Genomic DNA, 16,269 nt, shown 5'->3' with positions numbered 1-16,269 from the left:
ATCATGACTCAACAGACTTTCCTTGTGGAAATCGGCACAGAAGAGTTGCCACCAAAGGCGCTGCGTTCACTGGCTGAATCCTTTGCAGCCAATTTTGAAACAGAATTGAACAACGCTAATCTGGGTCATGGTGAAGTTCGCTGGTTTGCTGCTCCGCGTCGTCTGGCGCTGAAGGTGGCTAATCTGGCGGCGGCACAGGCTGATCGTGAAGTAGAAAAACGTGGTCCGGCCATTTCTCAGGCGTTTGATGCGGAAGGAAAACCAACCAAAGCAGCAGAAGGCTGGGCGCGAGGTTGTGGGATCACTGTTGATCAGGCAGAGCGTCTGGTAACCGATAAAGGCGAATGGCTGCTGTATCGGGCACAGGTTAAAGGCTGTGAAGCCAAAGAGTTGCTGGCAGGTATGGTAAGCAGTTCATTGGCTAAACTGCCTATCCCTAAACTGATGCGCTGGGGTGATAAAGAAACTCAGTTCGTCCGTCCTGTTCATACCGTCACTATGCTGCTGGGCAGTGAGGTGATTGAAGGCGAAATTCTGGGTATCAAATCTGATCGTATTATCCGTGGTCATCGTTTTATGGGTGAAGCGGAGTTCACCATTGATAACGCAGAACAGTATCCGGTAATTTTGCAGGAGCGTGGTCGGGTTATTGCAGATTATGAAACGCGTAAGACCCTGATTAAGCGTGATGCAGAACAGGCCGCGACCCAGCTTGGTGGTGTGGCAGATTTGACCGACAGCCTGCTGGAAGAAGTGACTTCTCTGGTGGAATGGCCTGTGGTTCTGACGGCAAAATTCGAAGAAAAATTCCTCGAAGTACCGGCGGAAGCACTGGTTTATACCATGAAAGGGGATCAGAAATATTTTCCGGTTTACGATAAATCCGGCAAATTGATGGCAAACTTTATTTTTGTTACCAATATTGAATCTTCTGATCCGCAGCAGATTATCTCAGGTAATGAAAAAGTAGTCCGTCCGCGTCTGGCAGATGCCGAATTCTTTTTTAAGACTGACCGTAAACAGCGTCTGGAAGATAATTTGCCGCGTCTGGAGACTGTTTTGTTCCAGAAGCAGCTGGGTACACTGCGTGATAAAACAGACCGCATTCAGGCTCTGGCTGGCTGGATTGCTGAAAAGATCGGGGCGGATGTTACTCATGCAACCCGCGCAGGTTTGCTGTCCAAGTGTGACTTAATGACCAACATGGTCTTTGAATTCACTGATACGCAGGGTGTGATGGGTATGCACTATGCCCGTCATGACGGAGAAGCTGAAGATGTGGCGCTGGCTCTGAACGAACAGTATCAGCCACGTTTCTCTGGTGATGAACTGCCATCAACCGGCGTTTCTTGCGCAGTCGCGATTGCCGATAAAATGGATACGCTGGCAGGCATTTTTGGCATCGGTCAGCATCCGAAAGGGGATAAAGACCCATTTGCTTTGCGTCGTGCTGCACTGGGTGTACTGCGTATTATTGTTGAGAAAAAATTACCTCTTGATCTTCAGACTCTGGCAGAAGAAGCTGTTCGTCTGTATGGCGATAAACTGACCAATGCAAAAGTTGTGGATGATGTTGTTGAGTTTATGCTCGGCCGCTTCCGCACCTGGTATCAGGAGCTGGGTTACAGCGTTGATACCATTCAGGCAGTTCTGGCGCGTCGTCCGACACAACCAGCCGATTTTGATGCCCGTATGAAAGCGGTAACGCATTTCCGTACGCTGGATGAGGCTGTTTCTCTGGCAGCGGCTAATAAGCGTGTTTCCAACATTCTGGCGAAATCAGAAGAGAAACTGAGTGATGCAGTTCAGGCTTCGGTATTGAAAGCAGCGGAAGAGATCCAGCTGGCGACCCATCTTGTCGTCCTGAAAGAAAAACTGGCTCCTCTGTTTGCTGAAAGCAATTATCAAGATGCACTGGTCGAACTGGCTTCCCTGCGTGAAGTTGTGGATGCGTTCTTCGATAATGTGATGGTTATGGATGAAGATCTGCAAGTGCGGGTAAATCGTCTGACATTGCTGAGTGAACTGCGTGATCTGTTCCTGCGGGTTGCGGATATTTCACTGCTACAGTAAGCAATATCCGATAAATATAATCGGATCGCCCATCTTAAAGCCTCGCTTTGTGCGGGGCTTTTTACTGCTGAAATATTGAACACTCGAACAAGCTACAGTGCAATATTTGGTTGTATTCTAGTCAAACAACCACTTGTCTTTAAAAAGCTATTGACGATCTGCGATGTAGGCAGTAAGATGCGCTTCGTTTTCGGCGAGTAGCGCAGCTTGGTAGCGCAACTGGTTTGGGACCAGTGGGTCGGAGGTTCGAATCCTCTCTCGCCGACCAGCATTCTGAAACCCCGCTCTTTGAGCGGGGTTTTTTCGTATATGGCAAATGAAAAACAAACTCTACTCTCTGAATTCACAGTCGGGCATTGATCAATCGAATACCATATTCTGAAAAAACACTATCAGCTGAAATCAGCGTTAATCCTTCCATTTGAGATTGTACAATAAGTATTCTGTCAAACGGGTCACCATGATGGCGTGGTAAATCCCCGGCATTCTCTGCATGAAGATGTGTTATAGCTAAAGGGATAAAATTATTTCTTTCCATAATCAAATCAAAATCAGCTTTGAATTCCAGTTTGCCTAATGCGCGTTTTATGGATATCTCCCAGGGAGTTACTGCGCTGACAAAGACGCTATTTGTTCCTTTCATGATCATGCTTTTGGCTAAGTTGCCTAAAGATGGATCGTTGGTTACCCACCAAATGAGTACGTGGGTATCCAGCAGAAGTCGTTTCATAAAGATCCTTCAAACATTTTTTGTATGTCATCGTCAGCTTCATAAAATCGTTCATTTATACTGATTTCATTTTCAAAACCACCAGGAGTTCTATCTATTTGGCAGATAGGAACTAATTGAACATAAGGTTTTCCCGCTTTAGCAATAATGACCACTTCACCATCAACTGCTTTATCTGCCAGCTGGCTCAAATGAGTTTTTGCCTCGTGCATATTTGCCTGAATAGTCATGTTCCCTCCGTTAAATTAGCTAGGTTAGCTAAGTATGAATTATACTCTACTTGCGTATAATTTCATCAATAAGTTCCATTTCTTGTATGAGTAGAAATTTGGTCTTAACTTTTCAATTTAATTGATAATGCTATTAATTCCATCTGAATAGGGTGAATTTAAAGCTTTTCTTTTTCTTTATTCGTTTTAGCCTCTTACCTCGCTTACTTTCCTGATAACTCTTTTTGCTCATTATTTAAGTAACCGGTCACAAATTTAAAATTATAAACCATAGGATGTAATTGCTTGTATAAGTGATATTTTTAGTATTTTTATCGTGTATCGTGCCTCTCGTCATAGTTTTTAACTATTTTTGTTAATATTTTTTTTCATTTATGTTCTTCTGTTGTTTCATATTTTGCTGAGTTTATATTGACGTCAGGCATAACAATTGTTTAATTGATAATCGAAAACAATAACGCAAGCCGGGACAGTGATATTCAGGCAGGAAATTCTGGGCTTGGCGAAGGCACAATAAACACCACAAACGGAGCTTATGTAATGATTCTCTCCAAAAAGAAAAAGCCCGGTTTACTGAAATTGGGTATTGGTCTTGTTTCTTTGGCTGTAGCTGCTGGTGTGCAGGCAAAAACACTGGTCTATTGCTCAGAAGGTTCACCTGAAGGTTTTAACCCGCAGTTATTCACGACTGGTACCACTTTTGATGCCAGTGCCAGACCAATTTATAACCGTCTGGTGGATTTCAAATTAGGTACGACAGAGGTTATTCCCAGTTTGTCTGAACGGTGGGAAATCAGTGATGATGGTAAAACCTATACGTTCCATTTGCGTAAGGGTGTGAAGTGGCATAGCAGTAAAGATTTCAAACCAACGCGTGATTTCAATGCTGATGATGTCATCTTTACCTTTATGAGGCAGAAGGATAAGAATAACCCATATCATCAAGTATCCGGTGGCACCTATGAATACTTTATCGGCATGGATATGGAGACTCTCATCAATAAAGTAGAAAAGGTGGATGACCATACTGTCCGCTTTGTGTTGTCCCGCCCCGAAGCTCCTTTCATAGCCAATCTGGCAATGGATTTCGCCTCAATTCTTTCCAAAGAATATGCGGATGCCATGATGAAAGCGGGTACACCGGAAAAAGTCGACCTGAACCCAATTGGCACAGGGCCATTCCAGTTAGTACAGTACCAGAAAGATTCTCGCATTCTCTATAAAGCATTTAAAGATTATTGGGAAGGACCGGCGAAAATTGATCGTCTGGTCTTCTCCATTACCCCTGATGCTTCTGTGCGTTATGCAAAATTGCAGAAAAATGAATGTCAGGTCATGCCATATCCGAATCCTGCGGATATTGCGAGTATGAAGCAGAACAAAGATATTGTCCTGAAAGAGCAGGCAGGGCTGAATTCTGGTTATCTCTTTTATAACGTCACTAAAAAGCCACTAGATAACCTCAAAGTGCGTCAGGCATTGACGATGGCGGTGAACAAAGATGCCATTATTGAGGCGGTATATCAGGGCGCGGGCCAGAAAGCGAAGAACCTGATCCCACCTACAATGTGGAGCTATAATGATGATATAAAAGACTATGCTTATGATCCGGTGAAGGCTAAAGAACTGCTGAAAGAAGCTGGCTTTGCGAATGGTTTCGAAACCGATCTTTGGGCAATGCCGGTACAACGCCCTTATAACCCGAATGCGCGCCGTATGGCAGAAATGATTCAGGCGGATTGGGCCAAAATTGGTGTGAAAGCCAAGATTGTCACCTATGAGTGGGGTGAGTACATAAAACGAGCCGCAGATGGAGAGCCGAAAACTGTCATGCTGGGATGGACAGGAGATAACGGTGATCCTGATAACTTCTTTACCACTCAGTTTAGTTGCACAGCCAAAGAACGGGGTTCTAACTATGCAAAATGGTGCTACCAGCCATTTGAAGACCTTATCGTCGCAGCCCGTGAAATCACTGATATCAATAAGCGCACCGAACTTTATAAACAAGCACAAGTGGTGATGCATGAACAAGCTCCGGCATTGCTGATTGCCCACTCTACGGTTTATGAACCTATTCGTAAGGAAGTGAAAGGCTATGTGGTTGATCCACTTGGCAAGCACCTCTTTTACAACGTAGACCTCGAATAATTCTGTTTTTCATTTGTTATGACTACCATCCCCCGAATTTCTCTGGGGGATGGTTACTCTTCTCTGGTAGGCAAGCAGGTCTGTGTAATACATAAACAGCCTGAGAGCTGTAATTAATAATTAAAAAGAGAATTCAGGATATGCTGCAATTTATCCTCCGGCGTCTGGGGCTAGTGATCCCGACGTTTATTGGTATTACTCTGCTGACTTTCGCTTTTGTGCATATGATCCCCGGTGATCCGGTACTGATTATGGCGGGAGAGCGTGGTATTTCAGCTGAACGTCATGCTGAACTGATGGCAGCAATGGGGCTGGATAAGCCTCTTTGGGAGCAATATATTCATTACATCAATGGCATACTACATGGTGATTTGGGTTCCTCCCTGAAGAGCCGCATTCCCGTATGGGATGAATTTGTCCCCCGATTTCAGGCCACTCTGGAATTAGGCATCTGTGCCATGTTATTTGCCATTTCTGTCGGTATTCCAGTTGGAGTGCTGGCGGCGGTCAAACGTGGCTCTGTCTTTGATCATACCGCTGTTGGTCTGGCACTGACCGGCTATTCAATGCCCATTTTCTGGTGGGGCATTATGCTCATCATGCTGGTTTCTGTTCATTGGAACCTGACTCCTGTTTCCGGTCGCATAAGCGATAGCGTGTTTCTTGATGACAGCCATCCCCTGACAGGTTTTATGCTGATAGACACCTTGTTTTGGGGAGAAGACGGTGATTTCGCCGATGCTGTGATGCACATGATCCTTCCGGCCGTTGTGCTAGGAACTATCCCGCTAGCGGTCATTGTGCGTATGACCCGCTCTTCCATGCTGGAAGTTTTGGGCGAAGATTATATTCGTACTGCGCGGGCAAAAGGCCTGAGCCGTTTGCGTGTCATTATCATTCATGCGTTACGTAATGCTTTGTTGCCGGTGGTCACGGTGATTGGTCTGCAAGTGGGGGTTATGTTGGCGGGCGCGATTCTGACCGAAACGATTTTTTCATGGCCGGGGCTGGGGCGTTGGTTGATTGATGCACTTCAGCGCCGTGATTATCCGGTGGTACAGGGTGGAGTTTTGCTGGTGGCAACCATGATCATTTTGGTCAACTTTGCGGTTGATCTGCTGTATGGCATTGTCAACCCACGTATCCGGCATAAGAAATAAGGAGCGCATGATGACTCAACTTACTGAACAATCAGCATCAAGTGCTGAGCAAACAGTATCAGGTGCGCCAAAAATGATGACGCCGATACAGGAATTCTGGCATTACTTTAAACGCAATAAAGGGGCAGTCATTGGCCTTGCCTATATCATTCTGATGTTATTGATCGCGTTGTTTGCAGGCCTACTGGCGCCACATGGCCCTGCTGAACAGTTCCGCGATTCTCTACTGTTGCCACCGGTGTGGCAGGACGGAGGGAGCTGGCACTTTATTCTCGGTACTGACGATGTCGGGCGAGATATCCTTTCCCGCCTGATGTATGGCGCACGTCTTTCCCTGTTGGTGGGGTGTCTGGTTGTTGTGATGTCGCTGGTGATGGGGATTATTCTGGGTCTGTTATCCGGTTATTTTGGCGGTGCGGTTGACGCAGCCATTATGCGGATAGTCGATATTATGCTGGCCTTGCCCAGCCTGCTGTTGGCACTGGTTCTGGTGGCTATCTTCGGCCCGTCTATTGTGAACGCTTCTCTGGCTCTGACATTTGTTGCCCTGCCCCACTATATCCGTCTGACAAGGGCGGCAGTGCTGGTGGAAGTCAACCGTGATTATGTGATTGCGTCTCAGGTTGCCGGAGCAGGCGCAATGCGTCAGATGTTTGTCAATATTTTGCCTAACTGCCTTGCTCCTCTGATTGTGCAGGCATCATTGGGATTTTCGAATGCCATTCTCGATATGGCGGCTTTGGGTTTTCTGGGGATGGGGGCACAGCCGCCTACACCAGAATGGGGAACCATGTTGTCAGATGTATTGCAATTCGCTCAGAGTGCCTGGTGGGTAGTTACTTTTCCGGGGCTGGCGATCCTGTTGACAGTACTGGCATTTAACCTGATGGGAGACGGGCTGCGTGACGCGCTCGATCCTAAGCTCAAGCAGTAGGGGTATGGAATGGCATTGTTGAATATAGACCAATTATCGGTGCACTTCGGAGATGAAGATGCACCATTCCGCGCCGTTGACCGTATCAGCTACAGCGTTGAGCAGGGGCAGGTTGTCGGTATTGTCGGAGAGTCAGGTTCGGGTAAGTCTGTCAGTTCACTGGCGATTATGGGGCTGATAGATTATCCGGGCAAAGTGATGGCCGGAAAACTGGAGTTTGATGGTTGTGATCTGACAAAAATTTCTGAAAAAGAACGACGCCAGTTGATTGGTGCGGAAGTTTCGATGATTTTTCAGGATCCGATGACCAGCCTGAATCCCTGCTATACCGTAGGCTATCAGATCATGGAAGCGTTGAAAGTCCATCAGGGTGGCAGCCGCAAAACCCGTTATCAGCGGGCGATTGATTTGCTGACTCTGGTGGGTATTCCAGACCCCGCTTCCCGTTTAGATGTTTATCCGCATCAGTTATCGGGCGGAATGAGCCAGCGTGTGATGATTGCGATGGCAATTGCCTGTCGGCCAAAACTACTGATTGCGGATGAACCGACAACAGCACTGGACGTCACTATTCAGGCTCAAATCATTGAATTGTTGCTTGAGTTACAGCAGCAGGAGAATATGGCGCTGATCCTGATCACTCATGATTTGGCGCTGGTTGCCGAAGCCGCACAGCATATTATTGTGATGTACGCAGGTCAGGTAGTGGAAGCCGGGAAGGCAACTGAAATATTCAAAGCACCCCGTCATCCTTATACGCAGGCATTATTGCGGGCATTACCGGAATTTGCGGTAGACAAGGCTCGTCTGGCCTCGTTGCCGGGTGTTGTTCCGGGTAAATATGATCGTCCTGTCGGGTGTTTACTTAATCCGCGCTGCCCTTATGCCACTGAACGTTGCTATCAGGTAGAGCCTGCATTGCAATTGGTTGGAGAACGTCAGGTTAAATGCCATATGCCGCTGGATGATAAGGGGAGGCCGACGATATGAGTATTCAAGAAACGGTGATGCACAAACAGGCTGTTCACAACGCGAGTGGGCAGGAAAAAGCTTCCGTTCCTTTGCTGAAAGCGACTGAGTTAAAAAAATATTATCCGGTTAAAACGGGGGTATTTTCACCTGAGAGTATGGTGAAAGCATTAGATGGTGTCTCATTTGAACTGGAAAAAGGCAAAACGCTAGCTGTTGTCGGTGAATCTGGCTGTGGAAAATCCACGTTAGGGCGCCTGCTGACTATGATAGAAAAGCCGACAGAAGGGGAACTGTATTATCTGGGGCAGGATTTATTGCTGCCAGATAAAGAAGCCGAAAAACTGCGACGTCAGAAAATCCAGATTGTATTCCAGAACCCTTATGCATCACTGAATCCACGAAAAAAAGTGGGGCAGATTCTGGAAGAGCCTTTACTTATCAATACAACACTGACATCAGAAGAGCGCAGAGAAAAAGTTCTGCAAATGATGGAGAAAGTAGGGCTAAAACCTGAACATTACCAGCGTTATCCTCATATGTTTTCTGGGGGGCAGCGCCAGCGTATTGCCATTGCCCGTGGATTAATGCTGAATCCTGATGTCGTTATTGCAGACGAACCTGTTTCCGCGCTGGATGTTTCGGTACGGGCGCAAGTTCTGAATCTGATGATGGATTTGCAACAAGAACTGGGTCTGTCATACGTATTTATTTCTCATGACCTCTCTGTCGTTGAACATATTGCGGATGAAGTGATGGTCATGTATTTGGGGCGCTGTGTTGAAAAGGGCGACAAACATACGATTTTCAATAACCCGAGCCACCCTTACACTCAGGCACTGTTGTCTGCAACACCGCGTTTAAATCCTGAACTCCGTCGTGAACGCATCAAATTAACAGGAGAACTGCCCAGCCCGATGAATCCGCCTCCGGGCTGTGCTTTTGCCGCCCGTTGCCGCCATGCTTTTGGCCCATGTACTCAGCTCCAGCCTAAACTAAAGCAATACGGCGAGCGGCTTGTTGCTTGCTTTGCAGTAGAACAGAATCAAAATCCACCGGCGTAATTGCCACGGGCCGTAGCATAACGTATCAAATGTCTACGCAGTAGCTGATTTGACCATTTAGTCTCTAATACCCCGCCAATTACGGCGGGGTTTTCATCTATACACAATGGATTTCAAGATGAATCGCGGCGGCAAGGAAACTCATCCCCGGGAGCATAGCTAACTATGTGACCGGGGTGAGTGAGCGCAGCCAACAAAGAGGCAATTTTAAAGACGAAGTGTATAAACGAGACGATAAGAATAAAAATCAAGTATACTCAGCCGCATTAATAAGGCGTTATAGCCCGTCTTTGGTTAATTACTGGTTTGGATAAAATGAAATCGCGTGTCAAACGTTCGTTAACTATTAAACAGATGGCGGCAGTGACTGGAGTTACTTTGGTCACTCTTGCTATTTTCATTACTATCCAATTATCGCATTTGTTGCAGCAGCGAAAAGATGATTATATTAACCAACTCCATAATGCGGCTGCTCAGATTCAAACTCCCCTGACAGATGCTTTATTGAGGTCTGATCTCAATACAGCGAAAACATTACTGATTGGGCTGAAAACATCGGGTATTTTAGGGCGGGCTGAACTGATATCCAGAGATGACTCCCGGATTATGAGTCTGGATTTCGCAACCTATCGGCCTATACCAGAACTGGCAAAGCGAGTTTTCGGCATCCCTGTAGAGATCAATATTCCTTTACATGTCTATGGTATTTCATCGAAAGACTTGGCGTCACAGGGGCATCTCATCCTACAGGTTGATTCCAATCGTGTGTATCGCTTTGCATTAAATACACTTGCGTTAATGTTGACCACTTACTTATTGCTCGCGCTTATTATTACGGTGTCAGTAAGTTGGTGTGTAAATCGTATCATCATACATCCGTTGCGTGACATCACGAGAGAACTGAATGAAGAACAACCGCCAGCTTCCATGACCTGCCCCAAAGGTCATCAGGATGATGAATTGGGTCTGCTGGTAAAAGGTTATAATCGCCAAATAAGTAAGCAAAAATCTCGATGAAATGAAACCTTACAAGGTGAATAAAGGTCTAACAGTTTGCGATCTTTATTGGTTCAGACAAGGATAAAATTAAACAGGTAGGGGTAAGTGAGAATGCAATGCAAAAAAATCGGATATCTTATTGGTGGCACCATTCTGGCTACAACTTACTTTGCTCAGGCAGAGACTTTACAGCCTGATCCTGCCTGGCAACAGGGAAAACTGGAAAATGGGTTCAGCTGGCAAATCCTGCAAACCCCACAACGGCCGAACGACCGAATACAGTTGCGCTTAATGGTGAAAACCGGATCTCTGGCGGAGAAAAGCTATCAGCAGGGTTATACTTATCTCATACCCAAAATCGTTCTCTCCTCCAGTAAAGATTTATCCTCACAAAAACTGGAAAACCTGTGGCACAACGCAGTTGATAGCAAAAATCCTTTCCCGCCAGCCATAGTTTCCTATGATTTCACCCTTTATAGCCTTAGCTTACCGAATAATAAGCCTGAATTATTGCAGGATGCACTGATCTGGCTATCCGATATTGCTGGCGGTGCTGTATTCACACCTCAAACGTTAACGCCGGCGATGAAAACATCGGAGCATCTGGTATCAACTCTGCCATCAGACATACATGATCCTGCATGGCGTATACGATTACAGGGCTCAACTCTGATTGGTCATGATCCCGGAGTGAATGTATCAATCCCTGTCGATGTCAAAAAAGTCGAAGCATTTTATCGGCAGTGGTATACGCCGGATGCAATGACTTTATATATTGCGGGCAATGTGGATAGCCGGATATTACCAGAGCGCCTTAATCAGGTATTTTCATCATTAGAAGGTAAACGTCAGACCCCTGTTGCGGTTCCTATACTGCTGCCATTAAAAACAGAAACACTGGGAGTAGAAAGTGAGAAGGCTACACAGGACAGGCTTTCTTTAGCATGGAACCTGAACTGGCAGCCGATTAATGATTCTCAGACACTATTTCAGCACTGGTCTAATGAACTTGCCCGTGAGGCTCTTTACCATTATTTGCAACTGAAGCTGGAAGAAAATCAAAATAACGCCAAACTGGATTTGGATTGTCGGGTTGTGTATCAACGGGCAAACTGCTACTTAAATCTGAACGCCTCATCAGGCAAACTGACTGATTCCACACTTTATCTGGCTTCTGCCTTGGCATCACTACGTGAAAGCGGTTTACCACAAGAGCAGTTTGATGAACTGTACAAGCAGAAGCGCATTCAACTTCAGCATCTTTTCGCCGTATATGCTCGCACAGACACAGACGTACTCATTAACCAGCGCCTGATTTCCCAACAGAACAATGTGATCGATATTGCACCTGAGCAATACAGCAGACTGAGACAGATATTTTTATCTTCCCTCACACCGCAAGTGTTAAACAAAAAACTGCAAGAGATGTTATCTCAGGAAACTTCATTTATTCTGGTGCAGCCAAAAGGGGAAGCGGTTATTGATGTGAATCAGCTCAGGGACAGCTTTAACCAGATTATGCGCCCGGGCCCATTGCCGGAAGAACCGAAGACAACTGAAGCGATAATAAAAGCAGACTAACCTTATCCCAAGAGGACCCAAACTGCTTTTTTATTGTAAATTTTAAATCACCTCCATAGGAGGTGATGATTGCTTCGTATACAGTTTTAGTTATTTCCTTATTTCTCGATAAGATTACAATTTCTATTTATCAATATATCTATAAATATATCATAATAATTATGTTCGGGAGGGCTAATCCTCTCTAAAAATAGTTTTAATTTTTTAACGTTCTTAGTGTAAATATTAATTTCTGATTTTTTATAACTTAAATCACTCAATAAATCATCGAATCCATGAAAATCTTTACCTATGTATCCTCTTTTACCAAAAAATGCCTCCCCAAGCATACAAAAGAAATCAAGGTAATTTTTAACTCCATCTAAATATAGTGAAGCATGGATTGTTTTTTCAGACTTTGGTAGAAAAATTTGTTGCCAGTATAAGCATGCAGTTAGCCATAATTTTTTCGATTCTTTGCATTTGTTATTTTTCCAGTATAGAAAATCATTTCCTTGAGTCCACTCTTTCAAAATAGTCATGATTGTAATAGGTGGCTCATCAGAAGTTTTTATTAACAATGAAAATTTCTGACAGTTTGTTAGAGTATATTCTTTTTCTATGATATTTCCAAAAAACTCACAAATACACGTATTATTAATATAATAAGATATGGTAACAAGATCATCTTGTCTGATTTTAATGTCATTAAATATTGTAATTTCTCTCGATTGCAATAAAATCAATTCGAATTCATCGTTACCATAAGTCTTTAGGTGAAGTAGGTCGATGTTGTCAGCTATAGCAAGTTTTTCATCATTGACATATATGTAATATTGACTAAGGATCATCGTGGTACCATTTTATTGAATATCCATGAGGTATTTATTATAAAGTTTAGTTATGGATAAGTATTTATCTTATCAGGTTAACAAGGGTGCAAAAAATTATACAGTTTTAATTCAGGGATCATTGAGATCTGTATGATTGTCGCTGTAATAGGATGTAAGACTTTTTACTTCTACTACGGCAACAAAGTGAGGTCCTTCATATACATTTAAAGTAAACCCTTCATAAAGCAAAAAGTGAGGAGCCTCATCAACTAGAAAATAAGCTCTCCCTAATCCTATTCTGCTTCCTATTATAACATCATAATAGTTATTATTTATGTCTAATACTAAACTCCAAGAAATTGATTCTCCAAATTTTCCTTTTATTGGGTCAGTAATAACATAATATAATTCATTAAGTGGTAGAGTTGATTTACCACCTTGAGTTTCAGAAACCCAATTAATTTTGACGTTCGCTATTAATCTAGCCATGAAAAATCACTCTATTTTACTAATTATTATAGCCATAGCGGTTATTGTTACTGTGTGATTTGTGTCATGACACAGTTGTGGACAGTTGTGGAAGTTCTAATACTTTTTTAGTGATTTTATCTTTCAATGTCTTTTTATTAAAAGACTGTTTTACCTGTTTCGCTTACTTCTGTGAATTCAAAACACAGATATAATATTTTGATATTCTTATCTATATGCCTCGATGCACTTTTGGAGCAGTAACCATCGGTAAATTATAGAGGCAGTGATTCATTTAACAGACTGATGTTGTACTCCGATTCTATTCGGCAATGGGCAATAAGTAAAGCCGATAAAACAGAACATTATTACAATGGGATATTGCCACAAAATGATAATTCCAATCACTAGCAAGTCAGCAACTACTGAAAGACTAACGCCGGAAGATCGTAGGGAACTTTCCTGCTTTATTGGTAATAATTTATCTCCGATTATTGATTGTCAAATTTCATATATTTTTCATTTCCTATAATTAATCTTAGTTTAAACGAATCTTTTTTTGTGTATTCATTTATGGTGCTATGATTGCAGCTACTATAATTATCACCGATGGTGCCATCATTTTGCCACATACACACAGGACAAATTTCATAGAATGAATCTTCTTTACTTTCAAATACAATATAATTACAAGCTGGGCAATGAGTGCCACTAATTAAGCTATTATCACGGTCTATAATGGATATATCATTTCCTGTAATTTCCTTGACTGTTTTTTCCAAAAAACTATTTTTTAGTAACTTTGAGTATAGGATATTATTCAATATGATAAGATTGTATTTTTGTTTTATTGCTTCTGATGGTAGTTTATCTTCTATTTCTCCTGCTTCAATAAGTATTCTAGCCCGTTCATCTATGCCTTCCTTAAATAAAGAATAAACGTTCAAAAAGTCCATTACTTGGGAGTATGAAAATTCAATCTTCTTCATAAATTAACCTGCTTTTTACTCCTTAGATTACCAAATAAACTTATTGATAGCATAACATGACTCCTTACCCAATTAAAATAAAAAGGGCGATATATTCGCCCTAATCGCTGATTTCTCTTTTCAAGAAATACGTTATTTCTTCGCGGCGGCTCGCACTTCTGTTACGCTTTTTCCGCCAACTCCCCAGTTATCCGTTTCTACTTCATCAATGATGACAAAAGTGGTGGCCGGGTTTTTGCCAAGTACATCCACCAGCAGCTGGGTTGCACCTTCAATCAGTTGTTTTTTCTGTTCAGCAGTTGCCCCTTCGCGGGTGATTTTGATGTTTACGAATGGCATATATGACTCCTTTTAGTTTTTTATAAAGTGCTTCTGGTGAAGCAGTCTCGTTTTGTCACTCTTTTTTCTCTGCGGTGGCTATCCACGCAGCACAGAATAGGGTCAGTCGGGCAAAAAAATAGAAAAATGCCATCAGGCCAATAACAGAACCAAAAGCAGCGCCAGAAGGTGAGCTGGCAAGGCGTGGTAGCATCATTGTCATAATCGACTTAATGATCTCAAACCCGATAGCAGCCATTAAGGTTCCCTGAAACAGCGCTTTCCGTTCGGGCTGATGGCGTGGCAGGATCCACAATATCCACAGGAATAACAGATAATTGGCTGAAATGGAAATGAACATGCCAATGGATGTCCATGCTGGGCGAAGCCATTCTATATTCTCTAAGCCAAGGGCATGAACTATGCTTGCCTGCGCAGATCCGGCAATGGAATTCAGGGAAAGTGTAATGACTAAGGCAAATAGCAAGCCAAACAGGGAGAAAACGTCACGGATATATTGAAAGTAGATTTTCTCTTTATCTTCATGAGTGCGTTCCCAGACCTCGCGGGACTGGGCACGGATTGCTTCACGCAGATTGCCGACCCAGTTCACGCCGGAATAGAGCGCAATTGCCAGACCTGTTAACCCAACGGTTGTTCTTTGCCTTATGGCGGTATCCACGCTGTTTTTCAGCGTATTTGCCAGTGATGGATCATTGATACTATTGGCAATTCCATTGATGAGTCTTGTTAGCAAGTCGGGGTTGGAAGCCAGCACAAAACCCGCGATGGCGAAAGAGAGCATCAGTATCGGAATCAGTGACAGAAAGGAAAAGTAGGTAATAGCAGCACCAAACTGGCTGCCCATTCTGTCGTTGAAACGCTGTGCTGCCCGGATCAAGTGGGCAATGAATGGGATATGACGGATATAGTTGCCAAGGCGGATCGTCACTGAAAGTGCTTTTTTTCCACCATCCAGCCCCTTCTGTAATGGTGTGCTGATAGTTTCCTTATTGATATTTTCCCTTTTTTTTAAGTCAGTGGGCATTACATCCTCTTAATTCTGGTCGTATTTGATATATGCCATAATATCCTTTTCATTCACAATGGCATTTGGTACTGGCTATTATTTAGTGATGCCAATTTATAGCGGAGTTTTATCTTTTGCTCAGCTTTTTCCAATGCTATCGGAGACATATATGCGATCAGTGTTTCAAGATCTTTCGTTTTTTTAATGACCTCAAACTTCTTTGCTTTATTGATGAATACTGCACTGAATTTATTCTGTGACAGTAATTCAATCACGTTACTCAGAGTACCTGTGCTCTTCGTATCCCATACCATCAGACCATAATCGGCCTCTTCCGCCATTTTCAGATCTTTCGCCGTAAAGAACGAACGCGTTCCTTTTGCATGCGCTGAATCTATGACACGAACAGGCCAAGAGCCCAGATTATTCCGTGGTGTATTGCTGCTGCTGAATACGGTTGTTTGATGGCTTCCCATCTCTAGTAGCAGTTTCTGAATAGAGGAATCTGCGCCGTTGGCATCGCCCACAACAACGTTGTAGCGGGAGTTCACAATTTTCCGTATGCGCTCTGTAACGAGTGGGTCGAGGTTTTTGATTGTGATAGATCCAGCGATAAAAACGGTTGTCATTTTACCTCCAAATCAATGTTGCGACATAAAAGCTCTTAACCTTACTATAGCTCGAAAGTGCATTGCAGGCTGCTTCCATTGTAGCACCGGTATCCCAGTGTCCAGTTTCCTATTATTTTTCTCAGGCTAACT

16 protein-coding genes and 1 tRNA gene are annotated in these 16,269 nt (G+C 43.6%); 9 read left to right on the top strand and 8 right to left on the bottom strand.

The window, feature by feature from the left end:
- Positions 1–3: 3 nt before the first annotated feature.
- Together glyS and AACS90_RS08775 are read left to right on the top strand one after the other, a co-directional pair.
- Positions 4–2,073 (top strand): glycine--tRNA ligase subunit beta, encoded by a 2,070-nt coding sequence (gene glyS, locus AACS90_RS08780; RefSeq protein WP_099120325.1) that lies wholly within the window; start codon positions 4–6, stop codon positions 2,071–2,073.
- Between the two features lie 191 nt (positions 2,074–2,264).
- Positions 2,265–2,341 (top strand) — tRNA-Pro (locus AACS90_RS08775).
- 75 nt (positions 2,342–2,416) lie between these two features.
- Here the strand turns inward: AACS90_RS08775 and AACS90_RS08770 are convergent.
- Positions 2,417–2,803: a type II toxin-antitoxin system VapC family toxin gene (locus tag AACS90_RS08770; RefSeq protein WP_099120324.1), complete on the bottom strand. Its 387-nt coding sequence runs from the start codon at positions 2,801–2,803 to the stop codon at positions 2,417–2,419.
- The gene (locus AACS90_RS08765) at positions 2,800–3,033 is read right to left on the bottom strand and encodes a type II toxin-antitoxin system Phd/YefM family antitoxin (RefSeq protein ID WP_193757114.1); all 234 of its coding nucleotides are present in this window, start codon (positions 3,031–3,033) and stop codon (positions 2,800–2,802) included. The genes AACS90_RS08770 and AACS90_RS08765 overlap by 4 nt, the downstream gene beginning before the upstream one ends.
- Positions 3,034–3,573: 540 nt before the next feature.
- Between AACS90_RS08765 and dppA the strand changes: the two genes are divergently transcribed.
- From dppA to AACS90_RS08730, 7 genes are all read left to right on the top strand, one after another.
- Positions 3,574–5,184: a dipeptide ABC transporter periplasmic-binding protein DppA gene (gene dppA / locus AACS90_RS08760; protein WP_099120323.1), complete on the top strand. Its 1,611-nt coding sequence runs from the start codon at positions 3,574–3,576 to the stop codon at positions 5,182–5,184.
- A gap of 140 nt (positions 5,185–5,324) precedes the next feature.
- Positions 5,325–6,344 (top strand): dipeptide ABC transporter permease DppB, encoded by a 1,020-nt coding sequence (gene dppB / locus AACS90_RS08755; RefSeq protein WP_099120322.1) that lies wholly within the window; start codon positions 5,325–5,327, stop codon positions 6,342–6,344.
- Positions 6,345–6,354: 10 nt separating this feature from the next.
- Complete coding sequence (gene dppC / locus AACS90_RS08750; protein ID WP_099120321.1) at positions 6,355–7,278, top strand: dipeptide ABC transporter permease DppC; 924 nt, start codon at positions 6,355–6,357, stop codon at positions 7,276–7,278.
- 9 nt (positions 7,279–7,287) lie between these two features.
- Positions 7,288–8,268: a dipeptide ABC transporter ATP-binding protein gene (gene dppD / locus AACS90_RS08745; RefSeq protein WP_099120320.1), complete on the top strand. Its 981-nt coding sequence runs from the start codon at positions 7,288–7,290 to the stop codon at positions 8,266–8,268.
- A 17-nt stretch (positions 8,269–8,285) separates the two neighbouring features.
- Positions 8,286–9,311, top strand: coding sequence for a dipeptide ABC transporter ATP-binding subunit DppF (gene dppF / locus AACS90_RS08740; protein WP_099120460.1), 1,026 nt, complete (start codon positions 8,286–8,288; stop codon positions 9,309–9,311).
- Positions 9,312–9,626: 315 nt separating this feature from the next.
- Positions 9,627–10,328 carry a HAMP domain-containing protein gene (locus AACS90_RS08735; protein ID WP_099120319.1) on the top strand — a complete coding sequence of 234 codons (702 nt, stop codon included), beginning with the start codon at positions 9,627–9,629 and terminating at the stop codon, positions 10,326–10,328.
- A 93-nt stretch (positions 10,329–10,421) separates the two neighbouring features.
- Positions 10,422–11,891, top strand: a complete 1,470-nt coding sequence (locus AACS90_RS08730; RefSeq protein ID WP_099120318.1) for an insulinase family protein — start codon at positions 10,422–10,424, stop codon at positions 11,889–11,891.
- A 98-nt stretch (positions 11,892–11,989) separates the two neighbouring features.
- Here AACS90_RS08730 and AACS90_RS08725 read toward each other — a convergent pair whose 3' ends face one another.
- The 6 genes from AACS90_RS08725 to AACS90_RS08700 all read right to left on the bottom strand — a co-directional run bounded on the left by AACS90_RS08725 (position 11,990) and on the right by AACS90_RS08700 (position 16,137).
- The gene (locus AACS90_RS08725; protein WP_099120317.1) at positions 11,990–12,721 is read right to left on the bottom strand and encodes a hypothetical protein; all 732 of its coding nucleotides are present in this window, start codon (positions 12,719–12,721) and stop codon (positions 11,990–11,992) included.
- Between the two features lie 111 nt (positions 12,722–12,832).
- The gene (locus AACS90_RS08720; RefSeq protein ID WP_099120316.1) at positions 12,833–13,192 is read right to left on the bottom strand and encodes a hypothetical protein; all 360 of its coding nucleotides are present in this window, start codon (positions 13,190–13,192) and stop codon (positions 12,833–12,835) included.
- Positions 13,193–13,662: 470 nt separating this feature from the next.
- A complete protein-coding gene (locus AACS90_RS08715; RefSeq protein ID WP_099120315.1) occupies positions 13,663–14,160 on the bottom strand; it encodes a CPCC family cysteine-rich protein in 498 nt (165 codons plus the stop codon).
- Between the two features lie 132 nt (positions 14,161–14,292).
- Entirely contained in the window at positions 14,293–14,499 is a 207-nt protein-coding gene (locus AACS90_RS08710; RefSeq protein WP_099109478.1) for a 2-hydroxymuconate tautomerase family protein, read from the bottom strand.
- A gap of 55 nt (positions 14,500–14,554) precedes the next feature.
- The gene (gene yhjD / locus AACS90_RS08705) at positions 14,555–15,526 is read right to left on the bottom strand and encodes an inner membrane protein YhjD (RefSeq protein WP_099120314.1); all 972 of its coding nucleotides are present in this window, start codon (positions 15,524–15,526) and stop codon (positions 14,555–14,557) included.
- 53 nt (positions 15,527–15,579) lie between these two features.
- Positions 15,580–16,137, bottom strand: a complete 558-nt coding sequence (locus AACS90_RS08700) for a hypothetical protein (RefSeq protein ID WP_099120313.1) — start codon at positions 16,135–16,137, stop codon at positions 15,580–15,582.
- Positions 16,138–16,269 lie beyond the last annotated feature (132 nt).

It is taken from the genome of Xenorhabdus sp. KK7.4 (genome assembly GCF_963876465.1).
Taxonomy (GTDB): domain Bacteria; phylum Pseudomonadota; class Gammaproteobacteria; order Enterobacterales; family Enterobacteriaceae; genus Xenorhabdus; species Xenorhabdus stockiae.
The sequence above is the reverse complement of the archived record's forward strand: the minus strand, read 5'-3'. Positions and strand labels throughout refer to the sequence as shown.